Genomic DNA, 21,005 nt, shown 5'->3' on the forward strand with positions numbered 1-21,005 from the left:
TCTCCTTGCCGCTTCCCAAGACTATCGTCCGGTACATTGCAACGGCTCATTGGTTGTTTGTCTTTCCGTCTTGCACTCCGGGTTGGTTACATTTTGCCCGCCTGGACCTCTTCCAGTCTCCAGGCGAAAAATGCTCCAATCGCGCAGAGCGCCGCCATCGCAGCAAGAACCGGCATTTCCCCAACCAGCGAAGCGATCACGCCAAACAGGCTGCCAGCGATCAGCACAATGCCGATTATGGTGTTGGAAACGGCGGTATAAATTGCCCTTGTGTCTTCATCCGCCATGTCGACAAGGTGGGTCGAGCGGCCAAGCCGCACCCCTTGATATGCGACCATCAGAACCAGCAGCAGCGCTGGCAAAACCCAGACGAATTCCAGAAAACCAAGGCCTGCTGAGATGGAAGTCGCCGCGAGCGCAGCAGCGCCTGCACCCCCCGCATAGAACAGCACCTTACGGCTCGACCGGTCCGCCAGCCGGCCCCACACAGTCGAACTGACAAGCGCAGCACCGGAAGAAGCAAGGACAAGAAATCCGAGGCCTTCAAATGCGCTTTGCCCGCCCGCCGAAGCAGCAGAGATCATAAATGGCGGTGCCAGTGCGGTCGCCGTCAGGCAAGCTCTTGCGAGGATGAAAGTGCGTAGCTGCCGGTCGTTCTTCATTACGCGGTAGTGCTGTCTGAAGAGTGCGGATTGGCTCCCCCCGCCTTCCGTCGCCCCCTTCTTCTCCTCCAGCATCAGAAACAGGAAAGCGCTGATGATCCAGAGGATGCCAGCCAAAGCCAGTGCGCCAAGCACGAGTTTCATGCGCGGCAACCAGTCTGTGATCAGCATGACCGCGAACACAATCACGAATGCTGCAGACACCGACGATGCCAGCCCCGTCGCGGTGCCCCTGCGGGACTTGGCGACCGTTTTGCCGAGCACATCCTTGTACGATACCGAACAAACACTGCGCGCAAGAGCAAGGACCGCCAGACAGCCAAGCATTGCCCAACCGGCCAGTTCGCCCTTCAGCAGCATGGCGCTGGCGAACAGACCCAGCGCCGCCAGTCCCTGTACCCCGGCGCCCGCTGCCCAGGCATATTTTCGCAGCGGCATTTCCCGGATGGTGCCGGCAGTAAACAGCTGCGGCAATAAAGCGCCGGATTCGCGAACCGGCACCAATAGCCCGATCAAGTAGGCCGGGGCGCCAAGCGACGTCATCAGCCAGCTGAGGACCAGCTTTGGATCAATCAGGCCGTCAGCCAGCTTGCTCAGTGAAAGCGAGCCAACATGGGTGAAGAAATTGCGCGGCTGATCGTTGCAGGCACTGCCGGGTATGTCCTTGCAGGCGCGACCTTCATCATCGATCGCGATAGCCTGAAAGGCTTGCTCCAATGTGCTGCCATCGTGTGCCATTGCCACCCCAATGCACGAAAGTCGGAATCGGGACCAGATCTAGCGCAGCAACGCCTGCCCCCGGTCGCAAATTAGGGTCAGGAAAGCCCGGCAGCCGTCAGAAGCTGCTCTGTACTGGAGTCGAACTCCTGACCGCCTGCCTCGATGCTTTTGGCCATCTCCTTGCCCAGTTCCACTCCGAACTGGTCGAACGGATTGATTCCCATCAGGACCGCATTGGCAAAGGTCCGGTGTTCGTGGAAAGCGATCAGCGCGCCCAGTGTTGCCGCATCCAGATCATCGCACAGCATGGTTGCACTTGGCCGGTTACCTTCGAAATTGCGGGCGCCGTCCTTGTTGGCCTTGCCTGCCATCAGGGCCGCACCCTGCGCGAAACAATTGGTGAGCAAGATCCGGTGGTGCGCGGGATCGAGGTCATCGCCGGGTGCAATGCTGGCGATAAAGTCGACCGGGACAAGCCTGGTGCCCTGATGCAGCAATTGGAAAACTGCATGCTGCGCATCGGTCCCCACTCCGCCCCAGGTGATTGGCGCTGTTGGTCCATCGACAGGCTTGCCCTGTGCGGTGACGCTCTTGCCGTTACTCTCCATTTCCAGCTGCTGCAGGTAGTCGGGGAACAGGCCAAGACGCTCGTCATATGCGAACACCGCCCGGGTCTGGCAGCCCTTGATGCGCGAATAAAACTGATCGGCAAAAGCCGCGCGCAGCGGCAGGTTCGCCCGGCCGTTGGCTTTCTCGAAATGCAAATCGACCGCCTGGGCCCCGGCGAGGAACTGTTCGAATTCGTCCCAGCCGACAGCCATAGCGACCGGGAAACCGATGCTGGACCAAAGTGAGTACCGTCCGCCAACGGTCTCGCTGAAAGGCAGGATGCGGGTTTCATCCACGCCCCACTCGACCGCTTTTTCCGGGCTTGCCGTGAGTGCGACGACCCGTCCCGAAGGATCGGATATTCCGCCATCCGCCAGCCATTTGAGCGCGCTCTGCGCATTCGTCATGGTTTCGATCGTGGTGAATGTCTTGGATGCGACCGCCAGCATGGTTGTCTTGGGATCGCAGGCTGCAAAGGCCTGTTCCAATGCCACCCCGTCAATGTTCGAAACCACGTGGACATCGACCAGCGCGAGATCGCGGGTCAGCGCATCCACCGCCAGTGCAGGCCCCAGTGCGGAACCGCCAATCCCGATGTGAATGAGATGCTTGACCTCGCCCAGCGCGCCGTCATGGATCGCCTCTACCAGCATCCGCATGCGCGCGTGCAGCGCCATAGCTTCTTCAACCGCCGCCTCGGTGCCGACACCGCGCTGTGCCGTGTGCTGGGCAGCGCGGCCTTCGGTGCTGTTGATCTTTTCCCCGCCGAACAGTGCGGCACGTTTGCCAGCGAAATCGGCTGCATCCGCGAGTTCTTCGAACCCCGCAATCAGACCGTCATCCAGATGGGTTTTCGACCAATCGAAAAGGATACCCGAAGTGAGTTCGCCTTCGCCCCATTCGATGCGATCCGACAGTTTCGAAACACGGTCAGTATCGGCAAACAATTCGGTCAGCGATGCGTCATCATGGGATTTCAGCTTATCCCAGATCGCTGCAACATTATCGGCCATGAAAAATCCTTCCTGTATCTTGCTCTTCCGAGTAGGGACCAAGCCAATGATTTGGAACCCGTTGCTGCGCTCCGGATACGAATTTCCTGCCGATGCGGGACATGCGCGCGCTCCGGTTCCCCGACACGTCTGGAAAGAATACGCAAAGAATGACCGATAGCACCGCCGAAACAAACGTGACGGAACTCGAAAAGAATGCCGAACCAGCAGCGGCAGAACCGGTGAAGAAGGAAGATAATTTCTTCGTATTTCTGTTGAAGCTGGTGCTCGTGGTGATGATATTCCGCAGCTTTATCTTCTCACCGTTCAACATCCCCAGCGAAAGCATGCTGCCTACCTTGCGCAATGGCGATTATCTGGTCGCCGCCAAATGGCCCTATGGCTACACCAGCGCCTCGCTGCCGTTAGGCGCGCCGCTCATCCCCGGACGCATTTTTGCCGGTGAGCCTGAGCGCGGCGATGTTGTAATTTTTAAGCACCCGGTCGACGGCACCGACTATATCAAGCGTGTGATCGGCCTGCCCGGCGACACGATCGGCATGGTCAACGGCCAGGTGGTGCTGAATGACCAGCCAATCCCCAAGGTTCAGATCGAAGATTTCGTGCTGGCGCTTTCGCCAAACACCAGCTGCCATGTGCTGGCCGAACAGGTCACGCTGGACGATGGCCGGCTGGCTTGCAGCTACCGCCAGTTCCGCGAGACTCTGCCATCGGGCAAGAGCTTCAACGTTCTGGATTTCGGCCCGATGTTCGTGGACAATTTCGAACCCGTCATCGTGCCGGAGGGGCAAATGTTCGTAATGGGTGACAACCGCGACAATTCGCAGGACAGCCGCTTCCCGGCAGAGGCGCAGCGCGGTGTAGGTATCGTCCCGCAAGAGCTGCTGGTTGCACGGGCCAGCACCATCATGTGGTCGACAGACGGTTCCGCCGAATGGCTTTTGCCGTGGACCTGGTTCAGTGCATTGCGGGCCGAGCGGCTGGGAGACGACATTTGACGCAGCTAGAAGGCAGCACCCTGAAGTGGCTGAAGAAATCGGGATTCTCGGTTAAAGACGATGCGCGCTGGGCCGAGGCACTGACGCACGGCAGCACCGATGAGAAGATCGATTATCAGCGGCTGGAATTCCTTGGTGACAGGGTTCTTGGCCTGACCATCGCCGATTGGCTGTTCCATGAAATGGACGGCGCGGAAGGTGCACTGGCGCAGCGATTGAATGTTCTGGTCAGCAAGGGCGCCTGCGCCGATGTCGCGCTGAAAATTGGCGTATCCGATCATATCCGTCTGGGCAAACAAGCGCGCGACGATGGCGCGGCGATGAGCAGCAACGTGCTGGGCGATGTGATGGAGGCGCTGCTTGGCGCATCATTCCTCGATGCCGGGTTCGATGCCACGCAAAAGCTGATCCAGCAGATGTGGGCAGAACAACTGGGCGGCACCGCAGGAAAGTCGAAGCATCCGAAAAGCGCACTTCAGGAATGGGCCGCTGGAAACAAGCGCCGGCCGCCCGAATATCGCATGATCGACCGTTCCGGGCCCGACCACAAGGCCAGCTTTACGGTGCGCGTTACAGTACACAATGTTGGCGATGCAGAGGCGACCGCCTCGAGCAAGCAAGAAGCGGAAACAGCCGCAGCAAAGAACTTTATGGAGAAATTCGGGTGACCGACACAAACACACCGGCAGCAAGCCCGAAATGCGGCGTTGTCGCCATTATAGGCGCACCGAACGCAGGCAAGAGCACACTGGTCAACAATCTCGTTGGACAAAAAGTCGCGATTACCAGCGCGAAGGCTCAGACGACCCGTGCGCGTATGATGGGCGTTGCGCTCGCCGACGAAACGCAGATCATCTTGGTCGACACCCCAGGCATCTTTGCGCCCCGGCGCAGGCTGGACCGCGCGATGGTCAGCGCGGCCTGGGAAGGTGCGGAAGAAGCGGACGCGATTGTCCTGCTTGTCGACCCGATCAAACAGCGCCGCCATGAGCTGGAACCGCTGGTGGAGGCGCTTTCCAACAGGCCCGAGCGCAAGATCCTCGTCCTCAACAAGGTCGACAAGGCCAAGAAAGAGCCGCTTCTGGCGCTGGCTCAGGATCTGAACGACAAGGTCGCTTTCGAGGAGGTGTTCTTCGTTTCCGCCCTGACCGGCGACGGGGTCGGAGAGCTGAAGGAATATCTGGCGTCGCTCATGCCCGAGGGGCCCTGGCATTACCCCGAAGATCAGGTTTCCGATGCCAGCGAGCGCCTGCTTGCAGCCGAGATCACCCGCGAACAATTGTACCGCCAGCTGCACGAAGAATTGCCGTATGACAGTGCAGTTCGTCCGGAAAGCTACACCCAGCGCGATGATGGCAGCGTGGAAATTCGCCAGCAGATCGTCGTTGGCCGCGAAAGCCAGCGCCCTATCGTGCTCGGCAAAGGCGGACAGCGCATCAAATCCATCGGTGAAGAAGCACGCAAGGAACTGGCAGAGGTCCTGGGGCAGAAAGTCCACCTGTTCCTGCACGTCAAAGTCGATGAGCGCTGGGCCGATGACAAGGAAGTTTTCGAGGAAATGGGCCTAGACTGGGGGAAGTAGTGTGTATCGGGTAATCGCAGGAGCCAGCGGGCTTGCTTGACGAACTTCTGCCCGTATTTGTCGCGACGATTTCCGGTGCGCTTATCGGAATAGAACGCGGTTGGTCCCTGCGCACCGCAGCTGACGGATCTCGAGTTGCCGGCGTCAGAACCTTCAGCATGCTGGGCCTGCTCGCTGGCATTTCCGGATATCTGGTTGCACGCGATTACGCCCTCGCCTCCGCCTCGTTGATGGCTGGCGCTGCAGCGATCGTCGTGATCGGATATTTCCGATCTTCGGGCGAGAACGGCAAGCCCGATGCCACATCCGCGATTGCCGCTGTTCTGACGCTGGCGTTGGGCTTCCTGGCTGGGATCGGGCAATTTGGCATGGCGCTTGCCGGTGCGGCGCTGCTCACACTTATGCTCGCACTGCGCAAGGAGACGCACAGGTTGATCGGCCGCCTGGACGAAGCAGATATCAAGGCACTGGCACGCTACGCTGTGATTGCCCTGGCCATTTTCCCCTTCCTGCCCGAAGGCCCATATGGCCCATATGATGCATGGAACCCGCGAAACTTATGGTTCGTGGTCATTCTGGTTACCGGGTTCTCGTTTGCCGGGTACGCCGCGAACCGCATCTTTGGCACACGGCGAGGAACGATCGCGACCGCATTGATCGGCGGGGCCTACAGTTCAACCGCAGTCACATATTCGTTTGCGCAGAAAATCGGGGCCGGCGATGGCGGAGGTGCGGAGAATGCGGGGATCGCGCTTGCCTCAGCGGTGATGTATCTGCGGGTTCTGCTCCTCGTCGCCATTCTTGCCCGTCCGCTGCTTGAACCCTTTGTGCTGCTTGTATTGCCCGCGCTCGTTACTGGCGCGGTCACCAGTGGTTTCCTGTATCGCCGCGCACCGCATTCCAGCGGGCCTTCCCCGCCAGGCAATCCCATCGCTCTGCTTCCTGCTTTCAGCTTTGTCGCATTCGTTGCAGTGGCGGCGGTTGCCGCCCGCTGGGCAGAAAGCAGGTTCGGCGAAGAAGGGATCGCTGTTCTGCTGCTGCTGATGGGAAGCATGGATGTGGACGCAGCGATCATCACTGCCGGGGGTCTTGAGCCCGGATCAATCTCGCCCGCGCTCGCGGCGCTTGCGATTGCCGGAACCATTCTGGCGAATATGACCGTTAAACTGGGCGTGACTATCGCCTATGGCCGCAGAAGCGGACGGCCCGCAGCCATCGCACTTGCAGCAAGCATGGCAGCCCTAGGCCTAAGCCTGATCGCTGGCTGGTTCGCGCTCTAGGGTTCGCCGGCCACACTGGTTGGCGAATTGACCAGCCGGATCAGCGTTTCTTCGCAATCGCGATCTTGTTCTTTTTCGCGAAGTCCTTGGTCGATTCCTCGCTCCGGCTCAGGGCCTTGGCAATCTGTTTCAGCCCTTGCCCCTTGCTCGCGAGAAGCCGCAGCTTGCCCGCTTCTTCGGCATTCCACGGCTGTTTGTGGCGAACGAATGCTTCCTTACCCATCAGACAAGTTCCACCGGCTCATGCCCATCAATCGGCTTTCTTAGCGGCTGGTTTTTTCTTCGCTGGCGCCTTTTTCTTCGCCGGAGCTTTTTTCGCGGCAGCTTTCTTGGGAGCAGCCTTCTTCTTGGCCGGTGCCTTCTTGCCCTTCTTCTTTAGCGGACCCTTGGCCGCGCGCGCATCGATCAATTCGATCGCCTGCTGCTCGGTCACGTCCTCGGGCTTCATGTCCTTGGGAATGGTGGCGTTAGTGGTGCCATCAGTCACATACGGACCATAGCGACCGGGCAGTACTTTCATTTCGCCGCCGCTGGTCGGATGTTCCTTGAAAGTCTTGATCGGCTCCGCCTTTTGCCGCGCCCCGCCTTTGCGGTTGGCAGCTTCGGCCAGAAGCGTAACCGCCGCGTTCATCCCGGTGTCGAAGACATCACGCGTGCTCTGCAATTTCGCGTACTTGCCATCGTGGCGAAGGTACGGGCCGTAACGTCCGATCGCGGCCTCGATTTCCTTGCTTGTCTCAGGGTGCTCACCCACAATGCGCGGCAGATCAAGCAGCTTGATCGCCCATTCGAGATCGAAATCATCGAGATCCTTGGGGATCGATGCACGTTTGGCTTCCTTGCCCTCGCCCATCTGCACATAGGGTCCGAACCGGCCGGTCTTGCGTTCGATGTTGAGCCCGGTTTCAGGATGCTGGCCCAGTACCGCATCCTGATCGCCCTCGTCGCCGTCAGCGCCCGGCTGGGCAAAGCGGCGCGTGAACTTGCATTCGGGATAGTTGGCACAGGCAACGAACGCGCCGTAGCGACCGCCGCGAAGCGCCAGCCGGCCATTTTCGCGGCCTTCCTTGTCGCATAGCGGGCAGTAGCGCGGGTCCTTGCCATCTTCCCGTTCGGGGAACAGATAGTCGGAGAGGTATTCGTCGAGCGCTTCGGTAACTTCGGATGGCATCTTGTCCATGACCTCGTCGGCCTTGGGTTTGAAGTCCTTCCAAAACTTCTTCAGCAGTTCCTTGTATTCTTCCTTGCCGTCGGAAACGATATCGAGCTCGTCTTCCATCCCGGCGGTAAAGTCATACGCCACGTAACGATCAAAGAACCGTTCGAGGAATGATGTGAGCAAACGCCCGCTTTCCTCTGCAAAGAAACGGTTTTTCTCCATCCGCACATAGTCACGGTCGCGCAGTGTCTGGATTGTGGAGGCGTAGGTTGACGGGCGGCCAATGCCCAGTTCTTCCAGCCGTTTGACCAGCGATGCTTCGGAGAAGCGCGGCGGCGGCTGAGTGAAGTGCTGATTGGCCTCGACGGACTTCTTTGCCGGGCTGTCACCCTTGTGCATTACCGGCAGCAAATTGTCGTCATCGTCCTTGCTGTCGTCGCGGCCCTCTTCATACACAGCCAGGAACCCCGGGAATTTCACAACCTGACCGGTCGCCCGCAATTCGTGCAGTCCGGCAGGGTCACGCATGGTTACCGTGGTCCGTTCGAGGCTGGCGGCCGCCATCTGGCTGGCCATGGCCCGTTTAAAGATCAGGCTGTACAATTTGGCATCATCGCCCGAACCGGCGCGATCAACGGTGAAACTGGTGGGCCGGATGGCTTCGTGCGCTTCCTGGGCGTTTTTCGCCTTGGTAGAATAGTGACGCGGCTTTTCAGGCAGGTAATGGCCGTCATACCGGTCGGCGACCGCCTTGCGGCAGGCAGAAATTGCGCTGCCATCCATCTGCACGCCGTCGGTACGCATGTAGGTGATAGCGCCCGCTTCATACAGCGATTGGGCACAGCGCATGGTGTGGCTGGCAGAAAAGCCGAGCTTGCGCGCAGCTTCCTGTTGCAGGGTAGATGTCGTGAATGGCGGCGAAGGATTGCGCTTCAGCGGCTTGGTTTCGATGTCCTCGATCGTGAACGGCGCGTTTTCGATCTTGGTTTTCGCCTCGAGCGCGATGCCTTCATGGCCCAGCGAAAGCTTTTCCAGCTTCTTTCCGTCATACCGCACCAGACGCGCATCAAACGGGGTTCCGTCCTGCTCCATCTTGGCTACGACAGACCAGTATTCGTCGGCCCTGAACGCTTCGATCTCGCGTTCCCGGTCGACGATCAGACGCAGCGCAACCGATTGCACGCGGCCCGCGCTCTTGGCCCCCGGCAGCTTGCGCCACAGAACCGGGCTGAGCGTGAAACCGAACAGATAATCAAGCGCGCGACGTGCGAGATACGCGTCGATCAGGTCCATATCCAGTTCGCGCGGCTTGCCCATCGCTTCGGTGACGGCAGCCTTGGTGATCGCGTTAAAGGTGACGCGGTCGACTTCCTTTGGCAGCGCCTTGCGCTTCTTGAGCAATTCCTGGACGTGCCAGCTGATCGCCTCGCCTTCGCGGTCAGGGTCGGTCGCGAGGATCAGGCGATCCGCAGACTTCGCGGCATCGGCGATTTCCTTGAACCGCTTCTGCTTGTCGCGGTACAATTCCCAATCCATGGCAAAATCTTCATCCGGCCGGACGCTGCCATCCTTGGGTGGAAGATCGCGGACGTGACCGTATGACGCGAGGACCTTGAAGTCCTTGCCCAGATAATTTTCGATAGTCTTCGCCTTTGCGGGCGATTCAACGATGACAAGCTGCATGGAAAAGTACGAAAGTCCTTACGTGTGCGTATACGCGCGAGGGTGGTGCCGCGCGGCGCTATTCGTCAAGCGGTCTTTCGCGTCAAGGTATCTGTGGGCGCAGCGCCGGATTGCTGCGCCCCAGAAACTTCATTCAAACACTTCGGTCGTGTGCTGCGTGTTGTCAGCCGTCAGGTGGTAAACAGCCACACCATAGGCCACGAATATGGCCGAGAATGCGTTGGACAGGACGTTCGAAATTAGCGACGTCGCAAAGCTGAAGCTATCTGCCGCAAACAGCACCGCTCCTGCGGCACCGAAGATCAAAACGCTTCCTACCAGACCCAGGATCAGGATGCCGCCAAATATGTGCCAGCCCTTCTCTGAGGTGGCTTCCCAGCTTGCGCCGAAAGATTCCACGACTCCGCGCCCGCCGCCGATCAGGTAGCCAGGTGCAGCAATCCAGCGCGTAAGCAGGATAATACCGGGAACGATCAGAAGGAGGAAACCCACCATCAGACCGAGCAGGAAAAGTACGGACAGCCCGACATAGGCCCAGATGCGAGTGCCCGGTTGCTGCAGTTCGCCGCGCGACCCCAGCATTGATGATGTAAGGAAATATTGCGCGAGAACAGAAATCACGATTGCGCCAATACCGACTGCAAACCCGGCCAACACAATTATTATCGGATCGCTTTCCGTCAGTATCTCCGGCTGAAGGGTCAGCCAGTCACTGCCTGTGCCAAAGAATGCCATCACGGCCACGAAAATCGCGATCGGAACCAGATTGTCGCGTGCGATGGCAAATGTCTCGGAAAGGAATCCGCCGATATCAGCGTCGTTTTTCATTTTACCCCCTGTTTGCAGCGTTCAGACTGACGCGGCCGCCCGCATGTCTCTGCAATTGGCCGGAAATTTCAAGTTCCATGAGCGAGATATGCACGGCCCCCGCGCTTTCGCCCGACTGGCGGATCAATTCATCGACACCGATCGGGGCAGTCGAAAGCATGGCTGAAATATTCGCCGGCTCGGCATCGGAAAGCTCGTCGCCAAAATCGAAATCCAGCGTGGCATTTTCGCGAAAACGGGATCGGGGTTGCCCTTCGAAACCCGATAGAAGTTCGATCACATCATCAACCGACTGGACCAGCACGGCACCGTCACGGATCAACTGGTTGCACCCTTGCGAGCGTGCATCAAGCGGGCTGCCGGGGATGGCCATGACTTCACGGCCGGCCTCGCCCGCCAGTCTTGCGGTGATCAGCGAGCCGGACTTGGGCGCCGCCTCCACCACCAGCGTGCCGGATGCCAAGCCAGCGATGATGCGGTTGCGGCTGGGAAAGTGGCTGCCGCGCGGTTCGGTACCGGGTGGCTGTTCGGCGATCAGTAATCCCTCATTCGCGATCTGTTCCTGCAATTCGCCGTGCTGCGGGGGATATGCGATATCGATACCGCTCGCGATCACGCCGATGGTCGCCGGCATCGCGCCCTGATGCGCCGCTCCGTCGATCCCCCGGGCCAATCCGGAGACAACGGTCATCCCGGCATCGGCGAGGCCATGGGCGAATTCGCGCGAAAGTTTTATCGCAGCGGCAGATGCGTTGCGCGCGCCCACCATCGCAACGCAGGGTCTGGCGGCAATTTTCATCTTACCGCGCCATGTCACAATCGGCGGCGCGCTATCCAGTTCGCGCAGAAGCTCCGGATAATCGGGCGAATCGTGGAACAGATATTTTGCGCCCGCCTTGCGCGTCGCTGCTATCTCGGTTTCGATCCGCTCTCTTTGTGCCGGCCGGTAGGCACGCCCGCCCTTTTTGCCGATGTCAGGCAAGGCATCGATAGCTGCGGTAGCGGCGCCGAAACGCGCCAGAAGGTGCCGATAGGTAACCGGCCCGATATTGGGCGAACGCAGCAGGCGAATGCGCGCAAAGGCCTCTGCTTGATCGATCGGCATGAGCGGCAATCAGCCTTTGCTGCCGACCTTCGGCTCCGTTCCGGCAAACAGGCGCTTGATATTCTCGCGGTGGAGCCAGACGATGATTGCGGCAATCAGCGCCAGCACCAGCGGCGCAACTGTGGGTCCGAAATACAGCGCAGCAATTGCAGAGGCGATGACCGCGCTCATTCCTGCAAGCGAGCTGATCCGGAAGACGGCCAGCACTGCGATCCACACGGCTGCGTATGTCAGACCCAGCGGCAGGCCGAGCGCGAACGCGACGCCGGCATTCGTTGCCACGCCCTTGCCGCCCTTGAATTTCAGCCAGACCGGGAAACAATGCCCGATGACGGCAAACAGTGCGGCCCAGCCCACATCCTGCCAGAACCATTGCCAGGCTAGCCATACGGGCAGGAAACCCTTGGCCAGATCGAGCAGCAGCGTCGCGGCCGCCAGCCACTTGTTGCCGGTGCGCAGGACATTGGTAGCGCCGATATTGCCGCTACCGATGGAGCGGACATCACCCATCCCGGCCATCTTTGTCAGAATCAGTCCGAACGGAATGGAACCCAGCGCATATCCCAGCAGCGCAGCGTAAAGTGAGCTCAATTCCATATCTTCGACCCTCCAATTGAGGGACATCATAAGACGAATGCTTGCTTTCGGTCACCGGAAAAATAAGGAGAAAGAACGAAAACGGGGAAAGTAGAGGCGCGTGAACAAAATTATCCAACCTGACGCGCCGATCCTGATTTTCGATTCGGGTGTCGGCGGCCTCACCGTGCTTGCCGCGCTGCGCGAAATCCTGCCCGATGCGCCGGTTATATTCGCAGCCGATCAGGCGGGCCTGCCTTATGGCACCAAGAGCGAGGCTGAAATCGCAGCGCGGGTCGCCGGATTGCTGGGCCGGATGAGCGAGAGATACCGCCCGCGGCTGGTCTGCATTGCGTGCAACACCGCCTCCACCATTGCGCTGGGCATGGTCCGCGACGTGCTGGAAATACCAATTGTCGGCACGGTTCCAGCGATCAAGCCGGCTGCCGCGTTGACCAGGACAGGCACCATCGGATTGCTCGGCACAGAGGCCACCATCAGGCAGGCCTATGTCGACAAGCTGGAAGCGGAATTTGCCCACGGCAAACGCCTGATCCGGCAGGCGGCACCGGGGCTGGTGACCGCGGCTGAGGCCAAACTGCGGGGCGAACCAGTTGATCCAGACGAAATAGCAAAAGCGGTTGCCGGTCTGCGCGAACAGCAAGGCCGGGCGGAAATCGACACAGTCGTTCTGGCGTGCACGCACTTTCCATTGCTCCACACAGAATTGTCGCAGGCGCTGGGCCCGGATGTCGCATTGATCGATGGGTCTCGCGGAATTGCCAGGCGCATCGCCTCGTTATGCGAAGGGCAGGAATTTCAGGCGGATTCGGGCGGACTGGCGGTCACCACCGGGCCGCTGGAAAACTTTGCAACACTTGGTGCAGTTCTTGAAAGCCACGGACTGACACGGGCCGAAAGGTTTTAATCGCGAACGATTCGCAAAGATCGGGGTGGCATTCCGCGCATCGCCGGACTAAATCCCCCCGACTAACCGGCCGCATGGCGCGGCGAAAGACGCAGGATTGCGATGAATTACGACCAGATCTTCGACCAGGCGATTGACCGCTTGCACTCCGAAGGGCGCTACCGCGTGTTCATCGATATTCTGCGCAACAAGGGCGCATACCCCAATGCGCGCTGTTTCCACGGGCATAACGGACCGAAACCGATCACCGTCTGGTGTTCCAACGATTACCTCGCAATGGGTCAGCACCCCAAGGTTATCGGCGCGATGGAAGAAGCCCTGCATGATGTCGGTGCCGGTTCAGGCGGAACCCGCAATATCGGCGGCAACACACACTATCACGTCGAGCTTGAACGCGAACTGGCAGAGCTTCACGGCAAGGAAACCGCGCTGCTGTTCACCAGCGGTTACGTGTCGAACGACGCGACGCTTTCCACCATGGCGAAGCTATTGCCGGGGTGCGTAATTTTTTCCGACGAGCTCAATCACGCCAGCATGATCGCCGGCATCCGCAATTCGGGCTGCCCGAAGCGGGTTTTCCGGCACAATGACCTCGCCCATCTCGAAGAATTGCTGGCTGCTGAAGATCCCGATGCGCCCAAGCTGATCGCGTTTGAAAGCGTGTATTCGATGGACGGCGATGTCGCCCCGATCCACGCGATCTGCGATCTGGCAGAACAATACAACGCGCTCACCTACATCGACGAAGTACACGCCGTGGGCATGTACGGCGAACATGGCGGCGGAATTTCAGAACGAGACGAAGCAGCTGACCGGATCGATATTATCGAAGGCACGCTGGGCAAGGCGTTCGGCGTGATGGGCGGATATATCGCAGCCGACCAGAAAATCGTCGACTGCATCCGTTCCTATGCGCCCGGCTTCATCTTCACCACTTCGCTCAGCCCGGCACTGGTGGCCGGTGTGCTGGCCGCGGTCAAACACCTGAAGAATTCGAGCGAGGAACGTGACGCACAGCAGCGCAATGCCGCACTTCTGAAAGGCAAATTCTCGGACGCAGGCCTGCCAGTAATGCTCAGCGAAACCCACATCGTGCCGCTCATGGTTGGCGATCCGGTGCGCGCGAAAAAGATCAGCGATATCCTGCTCGCAGAATACGGCGCCTACGTGCAGCCGATCAATTTCCCCACTGTCCCTAGGGGTACGGAGCGGCTGCGGTTCACCCCCGGCCCTGCCCATACCGAGGAAATGATGGACGAGTTGACCAACGCGCTGGTCGAAATATGGGACCGCCTCGAACTCGAATTGCGCAAGGCCGCTTAATACCGGCCAGCAAAGCCCTGTGGCACATGCTGGATGCGGGCATCATTTAAATCGATATTAACCACCAGACCGTAAGCCGGGCGCATGTTTTACGTGTTTTCCATGATTGGTTTGGTCTTGCCGTGGCGATGAAGAATTTTCTTCAAGGCTTTTCAGGCAAACAAGCCGAATCGCGAGGCGAGCCTTTCAGTGGCGTCGGCTCCGAATTGCGCCTGCGCGTGCTGGATGAATTCGACCAGGCCGGCATCGGCTGGATCTGGGCGACCGACAGCTCAGGCAATCTGATCTACCTGTCGCAGCGCGCCAGCGAACGGCTTGGCCAGGAACCCGAAAAACTGATCGGCAATCCGCTCGACGCCATTTTCGAAATTGATTCGGAGAACCAGGCCAGCGGCTCAGGCCGTTCGCTGAAGTTCCAGATCAAGGCTCGCAACAAGATCCGCGATCAGGTTGTCCGTTTCGTCATGAACGGAGCGGCGCAGCAGGAGCGGCAGACATGGTGGTCAATCTCCGGCCATCCGGTTCGCGACGCTCAAGGCGAATTCGTCGGCTATCGCGGCAGCGCCAGCGACGTGACGGTCGAATACGAACGCAAGCTGGTCGATTCAAAAATGGCGGATTTCGATTCGCTGACCGGCCTTGCAAACCGCCATTTGATGGACCGCCAGATCGAAGGAACGCTGTCCGCATTCAAGGCATCCGGGCGCCCATGCGCGCTGATGATGTTGGATCTGGACAAGTTCAAGCGCGTCAATGACACGCTCGGCCACCAGGCAGGCGACGCACTGCTTATTGAAGTGGCAGAGCGTCTGCGGACCATCGTGGGCGACCGCGGCAAGATTGCGCGGCTTGGCGGGGACGAATTCCAGGTCATGCTGCCCGATGAGGACGACCGCGGAAAACTGGGCACCCTGGCAGAGAAAATCATCCAGATCCTGTCCCAGCCCTATCCCCTGGACGACGGAAAGCGCGCCATCATCGGCGCGTCGGTCGGCATTGCGGTGGCACCGTTTGACGGCGACGAACGCGAAGCATTGATCCGCAGCGCCGACCTTGCCCTTTACGCCGCAAAGAATGGCGGGCGCGGCCAGTTCCGCTTCTATGCCTCCGACCTCAAGGACGAGGAACAGGAACGCCAGACTGTCCTCGATGACCTGCGCGAGGCGCTGGAAGGCGATCAGCTATATCTGCAATACCAACCGGTCGTTTCGATCAAGACCGGCAATGTCGTGTGCCTCGAGGCGCTGATGCGCTGGGAGCATCCCGAGCGAGGCTTTGTCAGCCCGGGCACGTTCATCCCGGTGGCCGAAGACAGCGACCTCATCAACAATCTGGGCGAATGGGCTCTTCGCACCGCTTGCGAGGCTGCGCTGGAATGGCCCAAGTCGGTACGGGTGGCGGTAAACGTATCAGCCGTACAGTTCGCCAATCAGGGCTTCCCGACGGTTGTCGCCAATGCGCTGGCACATACCGGCATCGATCCCGACCGCGTTGAACTGGAACTGACCGAAAGCATTTTCGTCGGTGACAATGACGAAACCGAGCGGATGTTCAAAAACCTGAAATCGCTTGGCGTGCGTCTCGCTCTCGATGATTTTGGCACCGGTTACTCTTCGCTCAGTTATCTGCGCGCCGCACCTTTTGACAAGATCAAGGTCGACAAAAGCTTCGTCGACAGCTGTACCCAGAAAGACAAGAACAGCGCGAAGATCATCGCCGCGATTGTCGGACTTTCCAACGCCCTCAACATGGAAACCACAGTCGAGGGCGTGGAGGCTTTTGACCAGCTGGAAGTGGTCAAGGAAAAGGGCGCGAAGCTGGTTCAGGGCTTCATTTATTCGCGCCCGCTGCACCAGACAGCCGTGCTGGAAAACTTCGAGAGCGGCGAATTCACAATCAAGCCGGACGGGCCGGACACTTACCGACCTGACCGCCGTTCTGTGTTCCGCCGGATTGGCGTCATCCATGAAGACTATTACTACAACGCCGTCATGCGCGATCTGTCGCGCAACGGTGCCGGTATAGAGGGCATCGTCGGCGTCGAGGTTGGCACTGATCTCGTGCTCGATCTGGGCGAAGGCCAGTTGGCGGTTTGCAAGGTAACCCGCGTCAAGGACGACGAGTTCGGTGTCGAGTTTGAAACACAGCTGACCAATGACGGTTCAGGCAATCTGTGCACACGCCACCGTGTCTCGCCGTACACGATCGCCGCTGCAGGCCTGCCGAAGAAGCCCGGCACGGCCGGCCCGACCGAAGGCAAGCGCGATCAGTCCTCGCCCAAATACATGGAAGTCAGCGCCGCAGGCGGCGCCGCCTGAACGCATCCCTCGAAATGAGGAATATGCGCGGTTCCATTTAACTGCCCGCTCTGGCATTCGCTGTGAAAACAGCAATTCGAGAGGGTAAATCTGCACATGGAATATGATGACGTCGTAATGGGCCGCCGCAGTATCCGCGGTTATCAAGACAAGCCAGTGCCGCGCGAACTGATCGAGGAAGTGCTCAAACTCGCGATGCGCTCACCCACATCGATGAACACCCAACCATGGCATTTTCACGTCATAACCGGCGAACCGCTCGACCGGATTCGCAAGGGCAACACTGAACGTATTCTGGCTGGTGAACCCGACAGCCGGGAATTCCGCCGCGGCGAACCGTTCGCCGGCGTGCACCGCGAACGGCAGGTCGACGTTGCCAAGCAATTGTTCGGGGCCATGGGCATCGAACGCGACGACAAGGAAAAACGCCAGGATTGGGTGCTGCGCGGTTTCCGTCAGTTCGATGCACCGGTTTGTGTGATCGTCGCCTATGACCGCGAACTATCGGGCAGCGACGACACCGCCTTCGATTGCGGCGCGGTCACCACCGCTCTGGTTAATGCTGCATGGAGCAGAGGTCTTGGCTGCGTCATCAATTCGCAAGGGATCATGCAAAGCCCGGTCGTTCGCGAGCACGCCGGTATCCCCGATGATCAGGTAATCATGAAAGCCGTCGCCATGGGCTGGCCGGACGAAGATTTCCCTGCAAACGCTGTGATCAGCAATCGCAAGACCGTCGACGAAGCAGCGCGGTTCGTGGGTTTCGAGGACTAAGGCCGCAACCGGCCCTGCGACCAAATTCATACAGCCACAGTGCAGTATGCCGCTGTGATGCAAGGACATATCTCTGCCATGCCCTAGCCTCCCCTGATCGTCTTCAGGGAGAGATAAAATGGGTCGGATCAGGTTCTTGAGCGCAGCGGCATTGGCGTTGGCGTTGGCTTCGTGCGGTGGCGGCGACTCCTCAAGCGGATCTGGCGGCAGCACCGGCGGCGGCACTGGCGGAGGGAGCACGGGCGGTGGAAGCAGCGGCGGCGGCGGAGGTAGTAGCGGCGGCACGCCCACCCCAACCATCAGCTACACCAAGTTCGCCGAACTGACCGGCGATCGAAGCTTCAACACTGCTTGCACGCTGATCGTCCGTTCCGGTGCATCGACCAGTGCCCCGGCAGCAACCGCTTTCGGCAATGGCCTCACCTACATTTTTGACGAATCCGCCGACACTTATTCGATCACTGCGTCAAATTTAAATCTGACATTCGCGCCGGCCGACCTGGCCAGCGAAGATGCGCAGGGATTCCGGTATGAGAAGGCCAACGCGAACGGGGGCCAGCCCGATACTTTTATCGTGTTCAACCCCGGCATCACCGTCCAACCGACAGATTATGCGCGAGTCAGCCGCGTTATCACGGCAGCTGCCGATGGTTCGCAGGAAGATTACCGCTGCGTATTCGGTGTTCCCACCGAACTTGAGGACTCACTACCAGCCGGGACAGTTTCATATTCGCAATATTTCACCACCGGCACCGCATTTCTGGAGGAAGTGGGCGGAAATCTGAGAGCCTTCAACCTGCGGTCGACAGAATTGAGCTTTGCAGCCAATCCGACGGACGGTGCGATCGACTTCACCCTGACAGTGAAAGGCACAGAGTCCGGTACCGCGACTGTATCAGAACTCGCCACGTTCAGCGGATCGACCAGCATCGATGGTACCAACCAAAGCTTCGACGGACTTCTGGCAGATGGAAACAATGTCGCGACCGGTTCATTTGGCGGTTGGTTCTTCGGACCGCAGGGGGCCGAAATGGCTTTTGCGTGGGGTGCGGACATCCGCAGGGATGATGGAAGCAGGATCATCTTTGCGGCCAACACAGTCGGGTCAAACCCCTGACACGCTGAAACCGTGCACCAATCCGTCCTGAAGCCATCAGGAACGATGACCGAAAGACAATCGGGGCCGTGACCACCAGACCGCGTCTTACGGCGTTGCGGCCCCCGTTTCTTGCCAATTCGCAGACTTTGAAGCATGTTTCTCCGCAGGGCAGGAGAGACTTATGGCAACGAAACTGGAACGCACCGCTGCAGACGGGCTGCTGGATACGCTGACAATCAGGCCAATGACACCGGCGATTGGCGCAGAAATATTCGACATCGATCTTTCTGCGGCGAACATCGGGGAGAGTATCCCCGCCTTGCGCCAAGCCCTTCTTGCGCATGGGGTGATCTTTTTCAGAGACCAGACGCTAACGGAAGAACAGCATATCGCGCTGGCCCGCCATTTCGGCGATCTGGAAATTCATCCGGCCACGCCGAAGGATCAGGAGAACCCGGAAATCCTGCGCATTGCGCATGGCCCGAAAAGCAGGGGGCAGGAAAATTCCTGGCATTCTGACGTGACCTGGCGCGACAAACCTTCGCTCGGGTCGATCTTGCGCGCTGTCGAAGTACCTGAGGTTGGCGGCGATACCCTGTTTGCCAATATGCACCTGGCATACGAGAACCTGAGCCCCAAAATGAGGGAATTCTGCGAAGGGCTTACCGCCGTGCACGACATCGCCCGCGTGTTTGCCGGGCGCCTCGGCAAGGCACCGGAAGATCTGCACGAGAAATACCCGCCCATGTCCCACCCGGTCATCCGCACTCATCCGGAAACGGGGAAGCAGACTATTTACGTGAACACCGCCTTCACCAGCCACATCGAAGGACTGAGCGCGAAGGAAAGCCGCTGGTTGCTCGACCACCTGTTTGCAGCTGCGAGCAATCCCGAGATCCAGTGCCGCTTCCGTTGGCAGAAGGGTTCGGTCGCTTTCTGGGACAACCGGCTGTGTCAGCACTTCGCGGCGAGCGATTATTACCCTGCCCGCCGCGTGATGGAACGTGTCACGATTGCCGGTGACAAGCCATTTTATCGGAAGTCAGCCTGAGCCGTATGTAATCAGCGCAAGCTGACGACATTGTCGCTTTCGCGCGGGTCCGCGCGGTCGCCGCGGTACAGGCTCGCCATTGGTTCGTCAGCGACATCAACCTGCTGCGCATCACCGAAACCGTTGAAACCGGTCTTCATGGCTGCGCCGTATGCACCCAGCATACCAATCTCGATATAGTCGTCGGCCTTGATGTCGCCGGGCAGCAGGAACGGGCCCTGCATGAAATCCGCATCGTCGCAGGTCGGCCCGAAGAAACTGAATTCCTCCAGCGGGTCGCGCAGATCGTCTTCCAGCGCCACAACCGGAAACCGCCATTCAACATGGGCAGCATCGTACAGCGCGCCGTAAGCGCCATCATTGATGTACAGTTCCTCGCCGCGGCGCTTTTCGACGCGCACAATAAGCGATGAATATTCCGCGCACAGCGCCCGGCCCGGTTCGCACCACAATTCAGCATTGTACGCGATCGGCAGCTCGTAAAAATGCCGGTGAATGACGGAGAAGTAATCCTCCAGCGGGGGCGGTTCCATGCCCGGATAAACGCTCGGGAAACCGCCGCCGACATCGATCATATCGATCACGACGCTGGCATCAGCAATCGCGGCACGCACGCGTTCAAGGGCCTGTACATAGGCAAATGGCGTCATCGCCTGACTGCCTACGTGGAAACAGATGCCCAGCCAGTCGCAATGCTGGCGCGTGACCTGCAACAATTCGCCTGCGTCAGCCAGATCGACGCCGAACTTCGACGCAAGTGACAACTCGGAATATTCGCTCGACACGCGCAGGCGCACCAGCAAGCGCAAATCCTTGGCAGGGTTGCCTTGCTCATCGCTGCATGCGGCGACGATTTTTTCCAGTTCCTCAACCGTATCGAGGCTGAAAGTCTTCACCCCGTGCTGATGATAGGCTTCGCGGATTGCCCGCGTTGTCTTGACCGGGTGCATGAAACACAGGGTTGCTTCGGGAACGGCAGAACGCGCCAGCCGCACTTCGGCAATCGATGCAACATCGAAGTGGGTGATGCCGTTATCGTACAGGATGCGCAGCAATTGCGGCGACGGGTTCGCCTTCACCGCATAAAGCGACTTGCCCGGAAACTTCTCGACAAAGAAGCGGGCAGCGCGCGCGGCGGCTTGCGGGCGATTGAGGATAACCGGTTCGTCCGGAGCGAGGTCGCGGACTACAGCAGTGGCGTCAGGATAAATGTGCAACTCAAGGGACCCCCTGAAGGTAGTTAAACGTCAAGGCTGCCTTGCGGTAATCTCGTCCCTTGGGGCAGTGGAGCGCGCCT

At 59.3% G+C, this 21,005-nt stretch carries 18 protein-coding genes; 10 read left to right on the forward strand and 8 right to left on the reverse strand.

Annotated features, from left to right (window positions below):
- Positions 1–86: 86 nt before the first annotated feature.
- Both GRI43_RS05540 and pgi read right to left on the reverse strand, forming a co-directional pair.
- The gene (locus GRI43_RS05540; protein ID WP_160730043.1) at positions 87–1,400 is read right to left on the reverse strand and encodes an MFS transporter; all 1,314 of its coding nucleotides are present in this window, start codon (positions 1,398–1,400) and stop codon (positions 87–89) included.
- A 77-nt stretch (positions 1,401–1,477) separates the two neighbouring features.
- A complete protein-coding gene (gene pgi, locus GRI43_RS05545) occupies positions 1,478–3,004 on the reverse strand; it encodes a glucose-6-phosphate isomerase (RefSeq protein ID WP_160730044.1) in 1,527 nt (508 codons plus the stop codon).
- 149 nt (positions 3,005–3,153) lie between these two features.
- On the opposite strand from pgi, the gene lepB reads away from it, so the two are divergent.
- From lepB to GRI43_RS05565, 4 genes are read left to right on the forward strand one after another with little or no spacing between them, the layout of a single operon-like run.
- Positions 3,154–4,002 (forward strand): signal peptidase I, encoded by an 849-nt coding sequence (lepB, locus tag GRI43_RS05550; RefSeq protein ID WP_160730045.1) that lies wholly within the window; start codon positions 3,154–3,156, stop codon positions 4,000–4,002.
- Positions 3,999–4,670: a ribonuclease III gene (rnc, locus tag GRI43_RS05555; RefSeq protein WP_235903614.1), complete on the forward strand. Its 672-nt coding sequence runs from the start codon at positions 3,999–4,001 to the stop codon at positions 4,668–4,670. The genes lepB and rnc overlap by 4 nt, the downstream gene beginning before the upstream one ends.
- Positions 4,667–5,584: a GTPase Era gene (era, locus tag GRI43_RS05560; protein ID WP_160730047.1), complete on the forward strand. Its 918-nt coding sequence runs from the start codon at positions 4,667–4,669 to the stop codon at positions 5,582–5,584. The genes rnc and era overlap by 4 nt, the downstream gene beginning before the upstream one ends.
- A 32-nt stretch (positions 5,585–5,616) precedes the next feature.
- Positions 5,617–6,864: an MgtC/SapB family protein gene (locus tag GRI43_RS05565; protein ID WP_160730048.1), complete on the forward strand. Its 1,248-nt coding sequence runs from the start codon at positions 5,617–5,619 to the stop codon at positions 6,862–6,864.
- A 40-nt stretch (positions 6,865–6,904) separates the two neighbouring features.
- Here GRI43_RS05565 and GRI43_RS05570 read toward each other — a convergent pair whose 3' ends face one another.
- The 5 genes from GRI43_RS05570 to plsY all read right to left on the reverse strand — a co-directional run bounded on the left by GRI43_RS05570 (position 6,905) and on the right by plsY (position 12,236).
- On the reverse strand, positions 6,905–7,087 hold the full coding sequence (locus GRI43_RS05570) for a hypothetical protein (protein ID WP_160730049.1): 183 nt from the start codon (positions 7,085–7,087) through the stop codon (positions 6,905–6,907).
- A gap of 27 nt (positions 7,088–7,114) precedes the next feature.
- Complete coding sequence (gene topA, locus GRI43_RS05575) at positions 7,115–9,706, reverse strand: type I DNA topoisomerase (RefSeq protein WP_160730050.1); 2,592 nt, start codon at positions 9,704–9,706, stop codon at positions 7,115–7,117.
- A gap of 129 nt (positions 9,707–9,835) precedes the next feature.
- Entirely contained in the window at positions 9,836–10,534 is a 699-nt protein-coding gene (locus tag GRI43_RS05580) for a hypothetical protein (protein ID WP_160730051.1), read from the reverse strand.
- A gap of 1 nt (position 10,535) precedes the next feature.
- Positions 10,536–11,639, reverse strand: a complete 1,104-nt coding sequence (dprA, locus tag GRI43_RS05585) for a DNA-processing protein DprA (RefSeq protein ID WP_160730052.1) — start codon at positions 11,637–11,639, stop codon at positions 10,536–10,538.
- Positions 11,640–11,648: 9 nt separating this feature from the next.
- The gene (gene plsY, locus GRI43_RS05590; RefSeq protein WP_160730053.1) at positions 11,649–12,236 is read right to left on the reverse strand and encodes a glycerol-3-phosphate 1-O-acyltransferase PlsY; all 588 of its coding nucleotides are present in this window, start codon (positions 12,234–12,236) and stop codon (positions 11,649–11,651) included.
- A gap of 112 nt (positions 12,237–12,348) precedes the next feature.
- On the opposite strand from plsY, the gene murI reads away from it, so the two are divergent.
- From murI to GRI43_RS05620, 6 genes are all read left to right on the forward strand, one after another.
- A complete protein-coding gene (murI, locus tag GRI43_RS05595; RefSeq protein ID WP_160730656.1) occupies positions 12,349–13,143 on the forward strand; it encodes a glutamate racemase in 795 nt (264 codons plus the stop codon).
- A gap of 102 nt (positions 13,144–13,245) precedes the next feature.
- Positions 13,246–14,466, forward strand: coding sequence for a 5-aminolevulinate synthase (gene hemA, locus GRI43_RS05600; protein WP_160730054.1), 1,221 nt, complete (start codon positions 13,246–13,248; stop codon positions 14,464–14,466).
- A 128-nt stretch (positions 14,467–14,594) separates the two neighbouring features.
- Positions 14,595–16,784: an EAL domain-containing protein gene (locus tag GRI43_RS05605; RefSeq protein WP_160730055.1), complete on the forward strand. Its 2,190-nt coding sequence runs from the start codon at positions 14,595–14,597 to the stop codon at positions 16,782–16,784.
- Positions 16,785–16,880: 96 nt separating this feature from the next.
- Complete coding sequence (locus GRI43_RS05610; protein WP_160730056.1) at positions 16,881–17,558, forward strand: nitroreductase; 678 nt, start codon at positions 16,881–16,883, stop codon at positions 17,556–17,558.
- 118 nt (positions 17,559–17,676) lie between these two features.
- A complete protein-coding gene (locus tag GRI43_RS05615) occupies positions 17,677–18,675 on the forward strand; it encodes a hypothetical protein (RefSeq protein WP_160730057.1) in 999 nt (332 codons plus the stop codon).
- Between the two features lie 163 nt (positions 18,676–18,838).
- Entirely contained in the window at positions 18,839–19,708 is an 870-nt protein-coding gene (locus GRI43_RS05620) for a TauD/TfdA dioxygenase family protein (protein WP_160730058.1), read from the forward strand.
- Between the two features lie 11 nt (positions 19,709–19,719).
- Here GRI43_RS05620 and GRI43_RS05625 read toward each other — a convergent pair whose 3' ends face one another.
- Positions 19,720–20,925: a type III PLP-dependent enzyme gene (locus GRI43_RS05625; protein ID WP_160730059.1), complete on the reverse strand. Its 1,206-nt coding sequence runs from the start codon at positions 20,923–20,925 to the stop codon at positions 19,720–19,722.
- Positions 20,926–21,005: the final 80 nt, after the last annotated feature.

It is taken from the genome of Pontixanthobacter luteolus, from assembly GCF_009828095.1.
GTDB classification, from domain to species: domain Bacteria; phylum Pseudomonadota; class Alphaproteobacteria; order Sphingomonadales; family Sphingomonadaceae; genus Pontixanthobacter; species Pontixanthobacter luteolus.